This is a genomic window from Pantoea sp. Taur (assembly GCF_009830025.1).
Classification (GTDB): domain Bacteria; phylum Pseudomonadota; class Gammaproteobacteria; order Enterobacterales; family Enterobacteriaceae; genus Pantoea; species Pantoea communis.
Window position 1 is genome coordinate 1 of the sequence record NZ_SZZZ01000029.1, and the last position, 15,847, is coordinate 15,847.

Consider the following 15,847-nt stretch of genomic DNA (forward strand, 5'->3'; position numbering starts at 1 on the left):
ATAAGGGCGATGGCGCCAGGGCTGGTGCTGCCGGAAAGAAGAGTGCGGCATTACCCAAGGGCGGTAAAAAAGAAGCCGCAACGTTATCCGCTGCGGCCTCCATTAAGATCTTAACTGACAAGCATTAGGCCTGATAGCCGGGATTTTCTTTTTTTCGTCTTGACCAGCCGAAGCGTTACCAGCCGAGCGCCTCACCGACCAACAGATAGAGATTTAACGCCACCACCAGCACCACTATCAGGCGTCCGGCGTTTTGCATCAGGCGCGAATTGACCATCTCATCGCCCATCAACTCGCGGTTGCCGGTAAAGGCCAACAGCGGGATCAATGCCAGTGCGATACCGAAACTCAACAGTACCTGGCTCATCACCAGAATGCGCGTTGGATCCCATCCGGCCCAGATCACAATAAAGGAAGGCAGCATGGTGATGGTGCGACGCAGCCACAGCGGAATATGGAAGCGAATAAAGCCCTGCATCACGACTTGTCCCGCTAGTGTTCCCACCACGGTAGAAGACAAGCCTGCCGCCACCAGACTTAATCCAAACACAATGGCTGCTGCGCGGCCCAGCAAAGGTTGCAGCGTCAAATACGCCTGGTCGAGATCCACAATGCTGGTATGCCCGCTGAAGTGGAAAGCTGCTGCCGCAGTCGCCATCATCGCCAGATTGACAAAGCCGGCAATGGTCATGGCAATCGCCACATCGAGTTTAGTGGACGAGTAGCGATCCGCTTTACTGCCAATGTTACCGTGTTGCGTCAGTGCCGAGTGCAGGTAAATCACATGCGGCATGATGGTGGCACCCAGCACACCGGCAGCGAGGAACACGGCGTCAGAGGTGGGCAGCGAAGGCAACGCCATACCGGTGACCAATTCACTCACTTTCGGCTGCGAGAAAAACAGCTCAACAATATAGGCAGCGGCGACAAACAACAGCAGGCCGCCAATCACCAACTCCAGCGGCTTCTGCCCCCGGCTTTGCAGCATCAAAATCAGGTAGGTGGCGACGCCGGTGAGCACGGCGCCTTGCAGTAGCGAAATCCCCAGCAATAATTTAAAGCCGAGTGCCGCACCGATAAATTCCGCGAGGTCAGTGGCCATGGCGATGATTTCCGCCTGCACCCAATAGAACCACACTGCCGGGCGTGGAAAGCGATCGCGGATATGCTCGGCAAGGTTTTTACCGGTGGCGATGCCAAGTTTGGCTGACATCAGCTGAATCAGCATCGCCATCACATTGGCCCAGACCACCACCCACAGCAGTTTGTAGCCGTAGGCCGCACCCGCCTGAATATTGGTGGCAAAGTTACCGGGATCGATATAACCAATTGCCGCGATGAAGGCAGGGCCAAGCAGCGCGAGCTTGATTTTTCTGGCTCCGCGAGCGGCGCGCTCAGCAGTGCGACTTTCTGACATAGTGTGGACCCTGTCCTAACGCTTGTTGACCCATGCAGCTTAACGGGCGCTCAAGGCAAGTGAAATTTGATTATAGTTATCGTAATAATAGATGGTGCTATGAAGTATAGCCATTGCTATACCTTGCGGTAAAGCCAGTTCTTGCCAAAATGTTTGCAACAGGAATCACTCTACTCCCGGGTTATTTTATAGACAATGTTTTTATGGATATTTCTTGTGAAGGCTTTGTGAAGAGGTTGTGAGCGGTGAGACTATTCTTAGAAATTTGTCGATACCGAATACTTATAATGTGGTTTTGATCTCGTTTTTAAGTAACGCGTTACATAGAATACGCAACAAAATACAACCCTCCTCAAATTTGGAGCCGACATGTCCCATATTTTGCACTTTCTTTTGGCATTAGTGGTGGTAGCCGTACTGGCCTTGCTGGTCAGTCATGATCGTAAAAGCATCCGCATTCGTTACATCGTACAGCTTCTGGTGATCGAAGTTTTGCTGGCGTGGTTCTTCCTCAACTCTGAAGCGGGCCTCGGCTTCGTCAAAGGGTTCGCGGGTCTGTTTGACCATCTACTGAAGTATGCTGCCGAAGGGACTAACTTCGTATTCGGCAACATGAACGACAAAGGCCTGGCGTTCTTCTTCCTGAATGTTCTGTGCCCGATCGTGTTTATCTCCGCGCTGATCGGTATTTTGCAGCATTTCCGTATCCTGCCTTGGGTGATCCGCGGCATCGGTACCGTGCTGTCAAAAGTCAACGGTATGGGCAAACTGGAATCCTTCAACGCCGTAAGCTCTCTGATTTTGGGACAGTCAGAAAACTTTATCGCGTATAAAGATATCCTTGGCAAAATGTCACAGCGTCGCATGTACACCATGGCTGCTACGGCAATGTCGACAGTTTCCATGTCCATCGTCGGCGCTTATATGACTATGCTGCAGCCGAAATATGTGGTGGCCGCGCTGGTATTGAACATGTTCAGCACCTTCATTGTGTTGTCACTGATCAACCCGTACCGCGTCGATAGCGAAGAAGATCTGCAGTTGCAGGATCTGCACAAAGGTCAGAGCTTCTTCGAAATGCTGGGCGAATATATCCTTGCCGGTTTCAAAGTGGCGATCATCGTTGCCGCCATGCTGATTGGTTTTATCGCCCTGATTTCTGGCCTGAACGCGCTGTTTGACCTGATCTTCGGCATCAGCTTCCAGGGTGTGCTGGGTTATGTGTTCTACCCGTTTGCGTGGGTGATGGGCGTGCCGTCCAGTGAAGCGCTGCAGGTTGGCAGTATCATGGCAACCAAACTGGTTTCTAACGAATTCGTGGCGATGATGGATCTTCAGAAGATTGCTGGTCAGCTGTCACCGCACGCAGAAGGAATCCTGTCTGTGTTCCTCGTCTCCTTCGCTAACTTCTCCTCTATCGGGATTGTGGCGGGTGCGATTAAGGGCTTGAACGAAGAACAGGGTAACGTGGTTTCTCGCTTCGGCCTTAAACTGCTGTACGGCTCAACCCTGGTGAGCGTGCTTTCTGCCGCTATCGCCGGTCTGGTTCTGGCCTTCTGATGTTCAGGGCGAGCTGCGGCTCGCCCTTCTCTTCTTAATTATGCCTTTCTGTTCTATCTTGCATTTCATCCCTTTTATCCCCGTCATTCGCCGCTTCCCCGCCTGACGCAAAACCTTTTCACAATATTGAATTTCCGTCCCGGTTGCCTGCGCCCGTAGCTTTTCTCCATAACGTCACATCTGGAGAATCGTATGAGCATTCAATTTCTTGGCATGATTGGCCACCGCCTGGCTTCCGAAATCATTCCCGCCAGCGGTCCACTGTTCGATAAAGATTACATCGCGCGTTTCGCCCGCGCCCATGAAGAAGCGGGATTTGATCGCATTCTGGTGGGCTATTGGTCCGATCAACCCGACGGCTTTCTGGTGACCGCACATGCTGCGGCACACACCTCAACACTAAAATTCCTGCTGGCACACCGTCCGGGCTTTGTCGCACCGACACTGGCCGCACGCAAGCTGGCAACGTTGGATCAACTGACCGATGGTCGGCTGGCCGTGCATATCATCAGCGGCGGTAGCGATGTCGAGCAGCGTCGTGATGGTGACTTCCTGAATAAAGCCGAACGCTATGCGCGCAGCGATGAGTTTCTTGCCGTGCTGAAGCAGAGTCTGGAATCCAGCCAGCCTTATGATCACAAGGGACATTTTTACCAGGCTGAGCAGGCGTTTTCCGCCATCAAACCTGCGCAGAAAAAGCTGCCGATATACTTTGGTGGATCGTCTCAGGAGGCGATTGATGTCGCTGCGCGCCATGCCGATGTCTTTGCCTTGTGGGGCGAGCCACTGAAAGGGGCGGAAGAGACGGTGCGCAATGTGCGAGCCGCTGCGGCTCAGCACGGGCGTGAGATTGATTTCAATATCTCGTTCCGTCCGATTATCGGGAAAACCGAGAAAGAGGCCTGGGAACGTGCCGAGCATATCCGTGAACTGGCCGAGAAGCAGTTACAAGAGACCGGCTTCGCCTTTGGTAAACCCAAGCCGCAAAGTGTTGGCGCTCAGCGTTTGCTGGCTGCCGCCAATGAAGGCGATCGCCTGGACAAAGTGTTATGGACCGGCGTAGCGAAACTGGTACAGGGCGGCTACAACTCCACCGCACTGGTAGGCACCGCCGATCAGGTTTCCGATGCGCTGCTGGATTACTATCGCCTGGGTATTCACAGCGTGCTGATTCGCGGCTTCGATCCGCTGAATGATGCGGTGGAATATGGCGAGGAGCTGATTCCGCTGACGCGCGAGAAAGTCGCGGCGCTAAACGCCGCTAACAAAAGGAGCGCCTGATGCGGCTGGCAACTCTCTTTACCGGCGTTGCGCTGGCGCTCTTCACGCTCCATCCGCTGTTCGCCGCTGATAAAGTCACACTGCGCCTGGGCGATGTTAAAGGGGATCGTTTTGCCGCGTTAAAATCGTCAGGCGAACTCAACAACCTGTCTTACGGTCTGGAACTTACGGCTTTTGATCCCGCTTTGCCGGGAGATAAATCATGAGTGCCTATCAGCATCATCGCTTACGCGACTTTGTCGGTAACCTTGCCACCTTGCTCGACCAGAATCCCGATGAAGCCACTGTTTTGCAACAGGGCAGCGCCTGGCTGGGCGAGCTGATCCAACATGACGACTGGCTGGACGAGGCTTATACCCAGCCGCATCCCGAACACTATCAACAATATCTGCTGTACGCCGATGCCCGGCAGCACTTTTCAGTTGTGAGCTTCGTCTGGGGGCCTGGCCAGCAAACCCCGATTCACGACCATCGCGTATGGGGATTAATTGGCATGCTGCGCGGTGCGGAGATATCGCAATCCTGGCAGCCCGGGCCGAACGGCCTGCAGCCAGAAGGTGCGCCGGTACGTCTTGATCCCGGTAGTGTCGAAGCCGTCTCTCCCACCGTGGGCGATATCCATCGCGTCAGCAATGCCTATGACGATCGCGTCTCGATCAGCATCCACGTGTATGGCGCCAACATTGGCGCGGTCAAACGCGCGGTATATCGCGAAGACGGCAGTGAAAAACAGTTTATCTCCGGTTACAGCAACCGTTACTTACCGAACATTTGGGATCTATCACATGAGTAAAACCGTTTTCCCTTTCCGCCAGGCTGCGGACATTCTTGAAGCTCTGCGTCAGCAGCAGGAAGTGGCGATTGTTGATGTGCGCGACGAAGCGCTGTTTGCCACCGGCCATCCGCTGTTTGCGGTGAATATCCCGCTCTCCAAACTGGAGCTGGAGCTATTGGACCGCATTCCACAATCCACAACAGCCATCACTTTATATGATAACGGCGAGGGTCTGGCACAGGCAGCAGCAGAGCGTATTGCCGCGCTGGGCTACAGCAATGTGGCGCTGTTAAAAGAGGATTTAACGGGTTGGCAGGCAGCCGGCGGGGAGCTGTTTATTGATGTGAATTCACCGAGTAAGGCCTTTGGTGAACTGGTAGAACATCACAATCACACCCCTTCCCTGTCAGCTGATGAAGTACACAGCTTAATCAACAGCGACGCCAACGTGGTGGTGCTGGATGCGCGCCGCTTTGATGAATACCAGACCATGAGCATTCCAGGCGCCACCAGCGTACCGGGCGGTGAGCTGGTGTTGCGCGTGCGCGATATCGCGCCATCACCGGAAACCACGGTGATCGTGAACTGTGCGGGCCGCACGCGCAGCATTATCGGCACCCAGTCGCTGGTCAATGCCGGTATCCGTAATCCGGTGTTTGCGCTGCGCAACGGCACGATTGGCTGGACGCTGGCAGGCCACGATCTGGATAAAGGTCAGTCACGCCGTTACGGTGATGCCAGTGAAACCGCACAGCGACAGGCGGCGAGTCACGCACGAGGCATTGCCGATCGCGCTGGCGTAGAACGTATTCCACTGGCAACGCTCAAGCGCTGGCAGCAGGAACCGCGCACCACTTACCTGTTTGATGTGCGCGACGCTGACGAGTATGCGGCGGGTCATCTGCCCGGCAGTCGTCATGTTCCAGGCGGACAGCTGGTGCAGGAAACTGACCATTACGCCAGCGTGCGTGGCGCGCGGATTGTACTGATTGATGACGATGGTGTACGCGCCAATATGACCGCCTCCTGGCTGGCGCAGCTTGGCTGGCAGGTCTCGGTGCTGGAAGAGCTGCAGGCCAGTGATTTCAGTGCCACCGGCGCCTGGAAAGCGCAGGTTCCTGCGGTTGCGCAGCCCGAGTTTATTTCTCCGCAGCAACTGGCGGAGTGGCTGGAAGAAGGTCAGACCCAGGTACTGGACTTCACCACGCGCGCCAATCACCTCAACAGCCATATTCCAGGCGCGGGCTGGCTGCTACGTTCAACGCTGCAAAAAGAGGGCAAATCCGCACTGCCAGCGGCACGACGTTATGTTCTGACCTGTGGCAGCAGCCTGCTGGCCGGATATGCGGTTGAACAGGTGGCAGAACTCACCGGCAAGCCGGTGTTTGTACTGGAGGGCGGCAATGCAGCCTGGCGCGCAGCGCAACTGCCCACCGAGCAAGGCGACCAACAATTGCTGTCTCCGGCGATTGATCGCTATCGTCGTCCGTATGAAGGCACCGATATCGCACCTGCTGTGATGCAGGCATATCTCGATTGGGAATACGGTCTGGTGGCGCAGTTGGATCGTGATGGCACGCACGGCTTCCGCGTGTTGCCTGCACAAGAACAAGCCGCAACCGCTTAATTCTTAGCGCCATGAATTGCGCCGCGACCAGATTGTGCATAATTTCAGTGCACACTAAGCTCTGGCGGCACGATTTATGGCGCACTCTGATGCCGTGCTGAATGCTTAACGGATTTAATCATCGCAGCGCGTGAGAAGCTGCTGCGGTGCGATTCATTGCGCCCCTAATGAGCAGCTGGTGCTGAATGGGTGAGATCATCTCAGCGCACAGGAAGAAGCACGCGCGATTTACGGCGCAATTCGTCGAGAAACTTGATATCAAAAGATTGGCGCATTTCAGAACGCTGGGAGTTGTCGTCACACGAATAATGACGCCATTCTGCATACGAAATGAGCAATTATGAATTCAGTCAGTGTTAGATTGTGATGCTATTGTTCAGGACGAACAGAGATTTGGTGGAGATAAGCGGGATCGAACCGCTGACCTCTTGCATGCCATGCAAGCGCTCTCCCAGCTGAGCTATACCCCCACATCTGGAAATCTTTTTCAGTGCATCGTTAAAAACGATTTGGTGGAGATAAGCGGGATCGAACCGCTGACCTCTTGCATGCCATGCAAGCGCTCTCCCAGCTGAGCTATACCCCCAGCACCGAAAAACAGCCGATTTAACTCGACGGACGGCATCATATGAAACCGCTCCCTGAGTGTCAACGCCAAATTCTCGTTCTGTGTTCAATCGCTGAAAAAGGCGGCAACGCCCTACCGTAATGGCTTTTTTTTCAACGCAACTGTGCATTCCGTTAACGTATTTTCGCATTTAACACCCTGCAACCGAGGTTAAATCAGGGTTAAAGATGTTAGGAATAATCTTGTGTTCGTTACGGGTAAGTGTAAAACTTAGCGCGCTAATTAACCGGTCAACCTTCCAGGGTATATCACTCTTTGACCGGCCAGCATTTTCCCCTTGTTCAATAAAAGAAAAGTGAAATATGTCGCTGCATACACCGAAAGAGATCGCCCAACTGGCGATTCAAGCGGGCGTGGCTAAAAGCCGTTTGCCTGTTTCCACCTTATTGATCCTTGGTTTTATGGCCGGTGCCTTTATTGCCACTGGTTTTCTGTTGGATCTGCATGTTATCAACCAACTGCCTGCTGAATGGGGCTCGTTTGGCGGCTTCCTCGGCGCAGCGGTGTTCCCGGTTGGCCTGATCCTTACCGTTCTGGCCGGTGGAGAACTGTTGACCGGCAATATGATGACCTTGCCAATTGCCTGGTTCGCCCGCCGCATTAGCGGTTTTAGCGTGCTACGCAACTGGTTCTGGGTCACGATTGCTAACTTTATCGGCAGCATCGCGGTCGCCTGGTTCTTTGGCCACATGTTGGGCATGACTGAAGGCGATTATCTGAAAAAGACCGTGGCGATTGCACACGCGAAAGTGAATGCAGATTTCCTGCACGCCTTCATTTCCGGCATTGGTTGCAACTGGCTGGTGTGTCTGGCGGTGTGGTTAGCCTTCGCCAGTAAAGATATGGTCGGCAAAATCTTCGGCATGTGGTTCCCGGTGATGGCCTTCGTGGCGATTGGCTTCCAGCACGTGGTGGCGAACATGTTTATTGTGCCCGCCGCGATTTTTGCCGGACAAATGAGCTGGGCAGACTTTGCGCCAAACGTGATTGCCGTGTTCCTCGGCAACGGCGTGGGCGGTGCAATATTTGTTGGTCTCACCTATTTCCTCGCTTTCCGTCCTGCACAAGCTGAAACCAGCGAAGCTTAATATCCGATTTATGCCTTTTGTCATCAGACAAGAGGCATTTTCCTGCCTGATTACTTTTCCCCGTTACGTTTTGTTGTAATATGTACAGCTAATGTATTTAACAGGGACAGCATCGTGAAAAAGGAATGGCTCACCCCCGAAGAGCTCGCGCTGGAAACGGGCTACAGTCGGCAAACGGTGAATAAGTGGATCAAACGCGAAAACTGGACAACCACGCCCAAGCCCGGCGTGCAGGGTGGTAAAGCGCGATTAATTCATATTGATGAGCGTGTTAAAAGCTTTGTTCAGTCCACCCGCCACGCGACCGAGCCGGCGGCCAATTACGGTGCTCAACAAAATACGTTACCTGCGTTATTAATAAATTCTGTCCAGCAAATGACGACCGCTGAGCAAGATCAACTGGCTGCATTGTTGCTGCGCGAGGGGATTAGTGGTGTGCTGGAACGGCTAGGGATTAAAGAAGATTAAAAAAAGCCGGGCGCATCATGCACCCGGCTTTTTTAATGCCCGCGATAAGTGAAGCGGCAACGTTACAGGCTGCCGCTAACTCAATTAAGCCTGGGCTTCACGTTCAGCAATGAAGGCCAGCGCTTTTTCGATACGGGCCACGCTGCGGCTGCGACCAATCGCTTCAACCGTCACATCCAGTGCCGGAGACTGGCCTGCACCGGTGACCGCCACGCGCAGTGGCATGCCCACTTTGCCCATACCCAATTCCAGCGCATCAGCAGCACCCTGAATCGCGTTGTGCACATTCTCGGCATTCCACTCGCTGTCGCTCAGCGCAGCCAGTTTGTCACGCACCACTTCCAGTGGCTGGCGTGCAACAGGACGCAGATGTTTCTTCGCCGCGTCAGCATCAAAGGCTTCAAACTCTTCATAGAAGTAACGGCAGGAAGCCGCGATCTCGACCAGCGTTTTGCAACGCTCACCCAGCAGCGTCACCAGCTTCGCCAGTTCCGGACCGGTGCGGGTATCGATATTCTGTTGCTCGATGTGCCACTGCAGCTGCGTCGCCACGTATTCTGGCGGCAGCGTATTAATGTAGTGATGGTTCAGCCACTGCAGTTTTTCGGTGTTAAACGCACTGGCAGACTTGCTCACGGCATCCAGGGTAAACAGCTCGGCCATCTCAGCCACGCTGAAAATTTCCTGGTCGCCATGTGACCAGCCCAGACGCACCAGATAGTTGAGCAGCGCTTCCGGCAGATAGCCGTCATCACGGTACTGCATCACACCGACTGCGCCATGGCGTTTCGACAGCTTTTTACTGTCATCACCCAGGATCATGGAGACGTGCGCGTAAGTTGGCACCTCTGCACCAATCGCTTTAAGGATGTTGATCTGGCGTGGCGTGTTGTTGATGTGGTCTTCACCACGGATCACGTGAGTGATGCCCATATCCCAGTCATCCACCACCACACAGAAGTTGTAGGTTGGTGAACCATCGGTGCGGCGGATGATCAGATCATCCAGCTCCTGATTGCTGAACTCAATTGGACCACGGATCTGGTCATCGAAAATCACCGAACCTTCTTGCGGATTACGGAAACGCACCACGCAAGGCTCATCCGCCGCATGATGTTCATGGCTGTCACGGCAACGGCCGTCATAACGTGGCTTCTCGCCTTTCGCCATCTGCTCTTCACGCAGCGCTTCTAAACGCTCTTTAGAGCAATAGCATTTATAAGCAGTACCTGCTGCTACCATCTCATCGATGACCGCGTTGTAACGATCAAAGCGCTTCGTCTGATAGTACGGGCCTTCATCCCACTGCAGGTTGAGCCAGTTCATGCCATCCATGATGGCTTCAATGGCTTCCGGCGTTGAACGTTCCAGATCGGTATCTTCGATACGCAGAACGAATTCGCCCTTGTTGTGGCGAGCATAAAGCCAGGAATAAAGAGCAGTACGGGCACCGCCCACATGCAGGTAGCCCGTTGGGCTGGGTGCGAAGCGAGTTTTGATTTTCATTCAGCATTGCCTTAGATGCGCAGGTTTCTTTGTCTGGATGACAAAAAAACGGGTTAACGCGAAAAAACAGTGCGCATATTCTAGCAGGTGAGACGCTTTCCTCAATGACTCTCGCGGCGGCATCACAGATTGAAGTGCGTTTTTCTGCTAATAAAACCAGCACATTGGCTAAAAGCGCGGCATGCTGCCTAAATTTAAAGCGAACGCACATTTATGTTTTAAAAAGCGTTGACTCACTTCGAAGGATCCCTATAATGCGACTCCACACAGCGGGGGTGATTAGCTCAGTTGGTAGAGCATCTCCTTTACACGGAGGGGGTCGGCGGTTCGAGCCCGTCATCACCCACCACCCTAAAAGTGGCTCGCAGTGTGCAAGAGTTTGAAGAGTAAGATATGGGCGATTAGCTCAGTTGGTAGAGCATCTCCTTTACACGGAGGGGGTCGGCGGTTCGAGCCCGTCATCGCCCACCATATCTTAGTCAGATGACACTTTTGTTAAGCAGTTCCGAAGTGGGCGATTAGCTCAGTTGGTAGAGCATCTCCTTTACACGGAGGGGGTCGGCGGTTCGAGCCCGTCATCGCCCACCACTTCGGGTCGTTAGCTCAGTTGGTAGAGCAGTTGACTTTTAATCAATTGGTCGCAGGTTCGAATCCTGCACGACCCACCAATGTAGAAAGGCGCCCTAAAGGCGCCTTTTTGCTATCTGCGATTTGCCCGTCCTCACAAAACCTTTGCAAACACTTAACGCTTTGTGTGCTCAAGCCGTTTTATCCCCTTGCCGATAACGATAATGGTCTATTGCAAGGAGAAAACCATGTCTACTATCTCAAGTGTTAGCAGTGTCAGTACCGCAAGCAGCGGTAGCGGTTCAACGTCAGAAATTGCCAGCCTGAATAAACAGATTCAAAGCATCACCAAAGAAATTAAAGATTTATCCAGTGATGACTCCCTGACAGATGAGCAAAAATCTGAACAGGAACAGATGTTGCAATCGCAGATTCAGATGATTGAAGCGCAGATTGCACAAATCGAGCAGCAGGCAGCAGAAAAAGCACAACAGAAACAAGAAGCACAGCAGCCCACGACGGAAAGTGCCACCAGCGCTCAGAAAGCCGATGGCATTAACCGTCCGACCGAGACCAATCAGATCAACGTTTACGTCTAAAACGCCGGTTTGAGAGCACGTTGTTGCGCCAGCAGGCCTGCTTGTTGGCGCACTTCCTGCCAGATCGCTTCCGCAGCGGGTGTCAGAGAGCGATTTTTTCGTTTAATCAGCATCAGATTTCGATGGATTTCCGGATAGAGGCGTCGCACCGTCAGTTTCCGCCCCGCCGGCAGCGGTAACGCCAGCGCAGGCAAAATGCTGATGCCAATACCGGCTTCCACCATCGGAAACAGCGTGGCGGGATGACCAATTTCCTGCACCACCTGCACCTGAATCGATAACTGCTGCAGCGCCGCATCCACCAGAAGACGACTTCCTGAAGCATAATCCTGCAAAACCAGGTTGCGCCCCGCCAGCATCGTCCATTCCGCTCGCTCGACCTGGGCCAAAACATCATCCGCATGGCACAACAATAAGAACGGCTCCTGCAAAATCGCTTCGTAATCCAGATCGGCATCCCCTAGCGGCCCGATGACAATGCCAAAATCCACCTCCGCATTGCGCACGCTTTGCAGCACTGACTGCTGAGCGCGATCGTGCAGGATGACGCGGATATCCGGATAACGTTGCTGGCTACTCGCCAGACACTGCGGCATTAGATTTGCCGAAGGTGTCTGGCTGGCGGCAACACGTACGGTGCCACTGCGCTGCTCGCCGTAACTGCGCAAATCCAGCAGCGTCGTGTTTAACTCCTCCAGCAACCGTTCCAGCCGCGATGCCAGCTGGTGCCCCGCTTCCGTCAGCATCACTTCACGTGTGGTGCGGTCCAGCAAACGCACGCCCATTTCCGCTTCCAGCTCTTTAATACTGTGGCTGACCGCCGACTGGCTGAGCCCAATCGCCTGCCCTGCCTGGCTAAAACTGCCCTGCTGCGCCACAGCCACAAAGGTGCGTAACTGACGTAAGGTGTAATTCATCGATATCGCTCATAGATTGATGCAATAAATCAATTTTATTTCTAAACCTAGCTGGCGCACAATCAGCACCATCTTTTTTATTTTAACCGGATTGTAACAATGGGCTTTTTACGACTCGACCCGATGATGGTCAAACTCATCATCACTGTGCTGTTGGCCAGCTTCATCCCGGCCAAAGGCGGGTTTGTCGATTTCTTTGAATACCTGACCACCGCCGCCATCGCCCTGCTGTTCTTTATGCACGGTGCCAAGCTGTCACGCGAGAAAATCATTGCCGGCAGCAGCCACTGGCGTTTGCATCTGTGGATCATGTGCAGCACTTTCGTGGTGTTCCCGATTCTTGGCTTGCTGCTGGTGTGGTGGCATCCGGTGAACGTCGGGCCAGAGATTTATACCGGCTTCATTTATCTGTGTATTCTGCCTGCCACCGTGCAGTCTGCGATTGCCTTCACCTCCATGGCGGGGGGGAACGTGGCGGCTGCGGTTTGTGCCGCTTCGGCATCCAGCCTGCTGGGCGTATTCATCTCGCCGCTGCTGGTGAATCTGGTGATGAACGTCCATAGCGATGCGCCGAGCAACGGTCTGGAGCAGATTGGCAAAATCATGCTGCAACTGCTGGTGCCGTTTGTGATTGGTCATATGTCACGTCGCTGGATTGGCGGCTGGGTGGAGAAACATCGTAGCCTGATTGGTAAAACCGACCAGACTTCGATTCTGTTAGTGGTTTACTCCGCGTTCAGCGAAGCAGTGGTCAACGGTATCTGGCATCGCGTGGGTGTGGATACGCTGCTGTGGATTCTGGCAGGCAGCGTGCTGATTCTGTTTGTCGCGCTGGCGATTAACCTGGGTGCCTCGCGTCTGTTTGGTTTCAGCCGCGCCGATGAAATCGTGGTGCTGTTCTGTGGTTCGAAAAAGAGTCTCGCCAATGGCGTGCCGATGGCAAATATCCTGTTCCCGGCCAGCTCAGTGGGGATTATCGTGCTGCCGCTGATGATCTTCCATCAGGTGCAGTTGATGGTCTGCTCCTTCATCGCCCAGCGTTATAAGGCGGGCAATGAGAAGCGGCTGGCACAGCAGCAAGTCGAAGCACAAAAATCCTAAGCAAACGGCCCGCAATTGCGGGCCGTTTTGTTATTCACTGCGCTTCAGCGGTTTAACTAACCCCTGCAATCCTTCTATTTTGATCGCCAGGGTCAGCTGCATCAGCTCGCCCAGCTTCCCTGCCGGAAATTCGTTTTTACGCGCAAACCACAGCAGATACTCTTCTGGCACATCAATCAGCATGCGGCCTTTATACTTGCCGAACGGCATAGCGGTATTGGCGATTTCAACCAGCTGATGTTTGTCCACGTTAGGCTCCCAGCAGCCGAATCATTTCCGCTTCGTCGATCACGGGTATACCGAGCTCCTGCGCTTTCGCCAGCTTGGAACCCGCTGCTTCGCCAGCAATCAGTAAGTCTGTTTTCTTCGACACGCTGCCGCTCACTTTCGCGCCCAACGCGACTAAACGTTCTTTGGCATCATCGCGATTCATCTGTGACAGCGATCCGGTCAGCACCACGGTCTTGCCAGCAAAAGGGCTGTCGATCTCTTCAACATTTACCACTTCCAGCTGCGGCCAATGCACGCCCACCTCTTCGGTGAGTTCGCGGATGACTTCGCGATTGCTCTCTTCTTCCATAAAGTTGCGCACATGCGCGGCCACGACTTTACCCACGTCCTGCACCGCAATCAGCGCATCCAGATCGGCGTTCATCACCTTCTCAAGATCGCCAAAATGATTGGCCAGATTGGCCGCAGTGGCTTCACCGACTTCACGAATCCCCAGCGCATACAGGAAGCGAGGCAGCGTGGTGAGTTTCGCTTTTTCGAGCGCATCCACCACATTTTGTGCCGATTTCGGCCCCATGCGATCCAGTCCCGTCAGCTTGCCCGCCGTCAGACGGAACAGATCGGCAGGTGTTTGTACGTACTCTTTTTCGACCAGCTGATCGATGATTTTGTCGCCCATGCCGTCAACATCCATCGCACGACGAGAAACAAAATGTTTGAGCGCCTCTTTACGCTGGGCACCACAAATCAGCCCTCCGGTACAACGGGTAACGGCTTCGCCTTCCACGCGCTCGACATCCGAGCCACACACCGGGCAATGGCTGGGGAAGATGATTTCGCGAGTATCATCCGGACGCTCGGATTCCACCACGTTGACCACCTGCGGAATCACATCTCCGGCGCGGCGAATCACCACTTTGTCGCCAATGCGCAGGCCAAGACGCGCAATTTCATCCGCATTGTGCAAGGTGGCATTACTCACCACCACGCCAGCCACCTGCACCGGCTCCAGACGAGCGACTGGCGTAATCGCGCCAGTACGCCCCACCTGAAACTCAACATCGCGCACAAAGGTCATCTGCTCCTGCGCCGGGAATTTAAAAGCAACGGCCCAGCGCGGGGCGCGGGCGACAAAGCCTAATTGTTCCTGCAGTGCCTGCGAATCGACCTTGATGACCACGCCATCAATATCGAATCCGAGTGTCGGGCGATCCTGCTCAACCTGACGATAAAATTCCAGCACCTCTTCCGCGGTATGCGCCAGACGAATACGGTCGCTGACCGGTAAACCCCAGGCTTTAAATTGCTGCAGGCGCTGCCAGTGGCTGGCGGGCATATCACCGCCTTCCAGCAGGCCGAAACCGTAACAGAAGAAAGTCAGAGAACGTTTAGCGGTAATGCGCGGATCGAGCTGACGTAGCGATCCCGCCGCGGCGTTGCGCGGGTTGGCAAACACTTTCGCGCCGGTGCGACGTGCATCCTCATTGAGTTTCTCGAAGCCCGCTTCGGTCATAAAGACTTCACCACGTACTTCGACACGTGCAGGAATATTGTCGCCGTGCAGACGCAGCGGAATGGCATGGATAGTGCGCACGTTGGCGGTAATATTCTCGCCCGTGGTGCCATCACCGCGTGTCGCCGCACGCACCAGCAGTCCATCTTCATACAACAGACTGACCGCCAGGCCATCCAGCTTAAGCTCGCAACAGTAGGTCAGATCGTCGCTGCTTTTCAGGCGATCCTGGACGCGCTTATTGAAGGCAAGGAAACCGGCTTCATCGAAGGTGTTGTCGAGTGACAGCATCGGCACTTCATGGCGCACCTGTTCGAAGGCAGCCAGCGGTGCTGCGCCCACGCGCTGAGTCGGCGAATCCGGGGTAATGAGATCGGGATGTGCCGCTTCCAGTTCACGCAATTGCTGCATCAGTCGGTCATATTCTGCATCCGGAATTTCCGGCGTATCCATCACGTGATAGAGGTACTCATGGTGACGTAACGAGGTGCGCAGCGCGGTGATCTGCTCCTGAACCGATTTCATAGTGTTTTATCCGATAAAAAACCCCCGACATGCGGGGGTTGTTT

Annotated in this window: 14 protein-coding genes and 6 tRNA genes; 13 read left to right on the top strand and 7 right to left on the bottom strand. The window is 54.1% G+C overall.

Going from position 1 to position 15,847, the window contains the following annotated elements; translation table 11 throughout:
* Positions 1-175 precede the first annotated feature (175 nt).
* A complete protein-coding gene (locus tag FD744_RS23520; protein WP_034825925.1) occupies positions 176-1,417 on the bottom strand; it encodes an Nramp family divalent metal transporter in 1,242 nt (413 codons plus the stop codon).
* A gap of 369 nt (positions 1,418-1,786) precedes the next feature.
* Here FD744_RS23520 and FD744_RS23525 point away from each other — a divergent pair, with 369 nt between their 5' ends.
* The 5 genes from FD744_RS23525 to FD744_RS23545 all read left to right on the top strand — a co-directional run bounded on the left by FD744_RS23525 (position 1,787) and on the right by FD744_RS23545 (position 6,660).
* Positions 1,787-2,977, top strand: a complete 1,191-nt coding sequence (locus FD744_RS23525; RefSeq protein WP_034825912.1) for a NupC/NupG family nucleoside CNT transporter — start codon at positions 1,787-1,789, stop codon at positions 2,975-2,977.
* Between the two features lie 192 nt (positions 2,978-3,169).
* Complete coding sequence (locus FD744_RS23530; protein ID WP_160869724.1) at positions 3,170-4,258, top strand: LLM class flavin-dependent oxidoreductase; 1,089 nt, start codon at positions 3,170-3,172, stop codon at positions 4,256-4,258.
* Positions 4,258-4,464, top strand: coding sequence for a hypothetical protein (locus FD744_RS23535; protein ID WP_237449456.1), 207 nt, complete (start codon positions 4,258-4,260; stop codon positions 4,462-4,464). The genes FD744_RS23530 and FD744_RS23535 overlap by 1 nt, the downstream gene beginning before the upstream one ends.
* On the top strand, positions 4,461-5,051 hold the full coding sequence (locus tag FD744_RS23540; RefSeq protein ID WP_160869726.1) for a cysteine dioxygenase: 591 nt from the start codon (positions 4,461-4,463) through the stop codon (positions 5,049-5,051). The genes FD744_RS23535 and FD744_RS23540 overlap by 4 nt, the downstream gene beginning before the upstream one ends.
* Positions 5,044-6,660, top strand: a complete 1,617-nt coding sequence (locus FD744_RS23545) for a rhodanese homology domain-containing protein (RefSeq protein ID WP_160869728.1) — start codon at positions 5,044-5,046, stop codon at positions 6,658-6,660. Before FD744_RS23540 ends, FD744_RS23545 begins: the two co-directional genes overlap by 8 nt.
* Positions 6,661-7,054: 394 nt before the next feature.
* On the opposite strand, the gene FD744_RS23550 is transcribed toward FD744_RS23545, so the two are convergent.
* Together FD744_RS23550 and FD744_RS23555 are read right to left on the bottom strand one after the other, a co-directional pair.
* Positions 7,055-7,130 (bottom strand) — tRNA-Ala (locus FD744_RS23550).
* A gap of 40 nt (positions 7,131-7,170) precedes the next feature.
* Positions 7,171-7,246 (bottom strand) — tRNA-Ala (locus FD744_RS23555).
* 344 nt (positions 7,247-7,590) lie between these two features.
* On the opposite strand from FD744_RS23555, the gene FD744_RS23560 reads away from it, so the two are divergent.
* Positions 7,591-8,376 carry a formate/nitrite transporter family protein gene (locus tag FD744_RS23560; RefSeq protein ID WP_160869730.1) on the top strand — a complete coding sequence of 262 codons (786 nt, stop codon included), beginning with the start codon at positions 7,591-7,593 and terminating at the stop codon, positions 8,374-8,376.
* 114 nt (positions 8,377-8,490) lie between these two features.
* Positions 8,491-8,844: a YfeC-like transcriptional regulator gene (locus tag FD744_RS23565; protein WP_034825897.1), complete on the top strand. Its 354-nt coding sequence runs from the start codon at positions 8,491-8,493 to the stop codon at positions 8,842-8,844.
* A gap of 84 nt (positions 8,845-8,928) precedes the next feature.
* Here the strand turns inward: FD744_RS23565 and gltX are convergent, their stop codons facing one another.
* Complete coding sequence (gene gltX, locus FD744_RS23570) at positions 8,929-10,350, bottom strand: glutamate--tRNA ligase (RefSeq protein WP_058959062.1); 1,422 nt, start codon at positions 10,348-10,350, stop codon at positions 8,929-8,931.
* Between the two features lie 273 nt (positions 10,351-10,623).
* Between gltX and FD744_RS23575 the strand changes: the two genes are divergently transcribed.
* From FD744_RS23575 to FD744_RS23595, 5 genes are all read left to right on the top strand, one after another.
* A tRNA-Val gene (locus FD744_RS23575) sits at positions 10,624-10,699 on the top strand.
* 46 nt (positions 10,700-10,745) lie between these two features.
* Positions 10,746-10,821: transfer RNA gene (locus FD744_RS23580), tRNA-Val, on the top strand.
* Between the two features lie 41 nt (positions 10,822-10,862).
* Positions 10,863-10,938 (top strand) — tRNA-Val (locus FD744_RS23585).
* 4 nt (positions 10,939-10,942) lie between these two features.
* Positions 10,943-11,018: transfer RNA gene (locus FD744_RS23590), tRNA-Lys, on the top strand.
* A gap of 147 nt (positions 11,019-11,165) precedes the next feature.
* Positions 11,166-11,516 (top strand): FlxA-like family protein, encoded by a 351-nt coding sequence (locus FD744_RS23595; RefSeq protein WP_058959063.1) that lies wholly within the window; start codon positions 11,166-11,168, stop codon positions 11,514-11,516.
* On the opposite strand, the gene FD744_RS23600 is transcribed toward FD744_RS23595, so the two are convergent.
* Positions 11,513-12,433: a LysR family transcriptional regulator gene (locus FD744_RS23600; RefSeq protein WP_160869732.1), complete on the bottom strand. Its 921-nt coding sequence runs from the start codon at positions 12,431-12,433 to the stop codon at positions 11,513-11,515. The two genes, FD744_RS23595 and FD744_RS23600, sit on opposite strands and share 4 nt — an antisense overlap.
* 99 nt (positions 12,434-12,532) lie before the next feature.
* On the opposite strand from FD744_RS23600, the gene FD744_RS23605 reads away from it, so the two are divergent.
* Positions 12,533-13,534, top strand: a complete 1,002-nt coding sequence (locus FD744_RS23605; RefSeq protein WP_097118552.1) for a bile acid:sodium symporter family protein — start codon at positions 12,533-12,535, stop codon at positions 13,532-13,534.
* A 30-nt stretch (positions 13,535-13,564) separates the two neighbouring features.
* Here the strand turns inward: FD744_RS23605 and FD744_RS23610 are convergent, their stop codons facing one another.
* Positions 13,565-13,783: a DUF3820 family protein gene (locus tag FD744_RS23610; RefSeq protein WP_038645584.1), complete on the bottom strand. Its 219-nt coding sequence runs from the start codon at positions 13,781-13,783 to the stop codon at positions 13,565-13,567.
* Between the two features lies 1 nt (position 13,784).
* Entirely contained in the window at positions 13,785-15,803 is a 2,019-nt protein-coding gene (gene ligA / locus FD744_RS23615) for an NAD-dependent DNA ligase LigA (RefSeq protein ID WP_160869734.1), read from the bottom strand.
* Positions 15,804-15,847 lie beyond the last annotated feature (44 nt).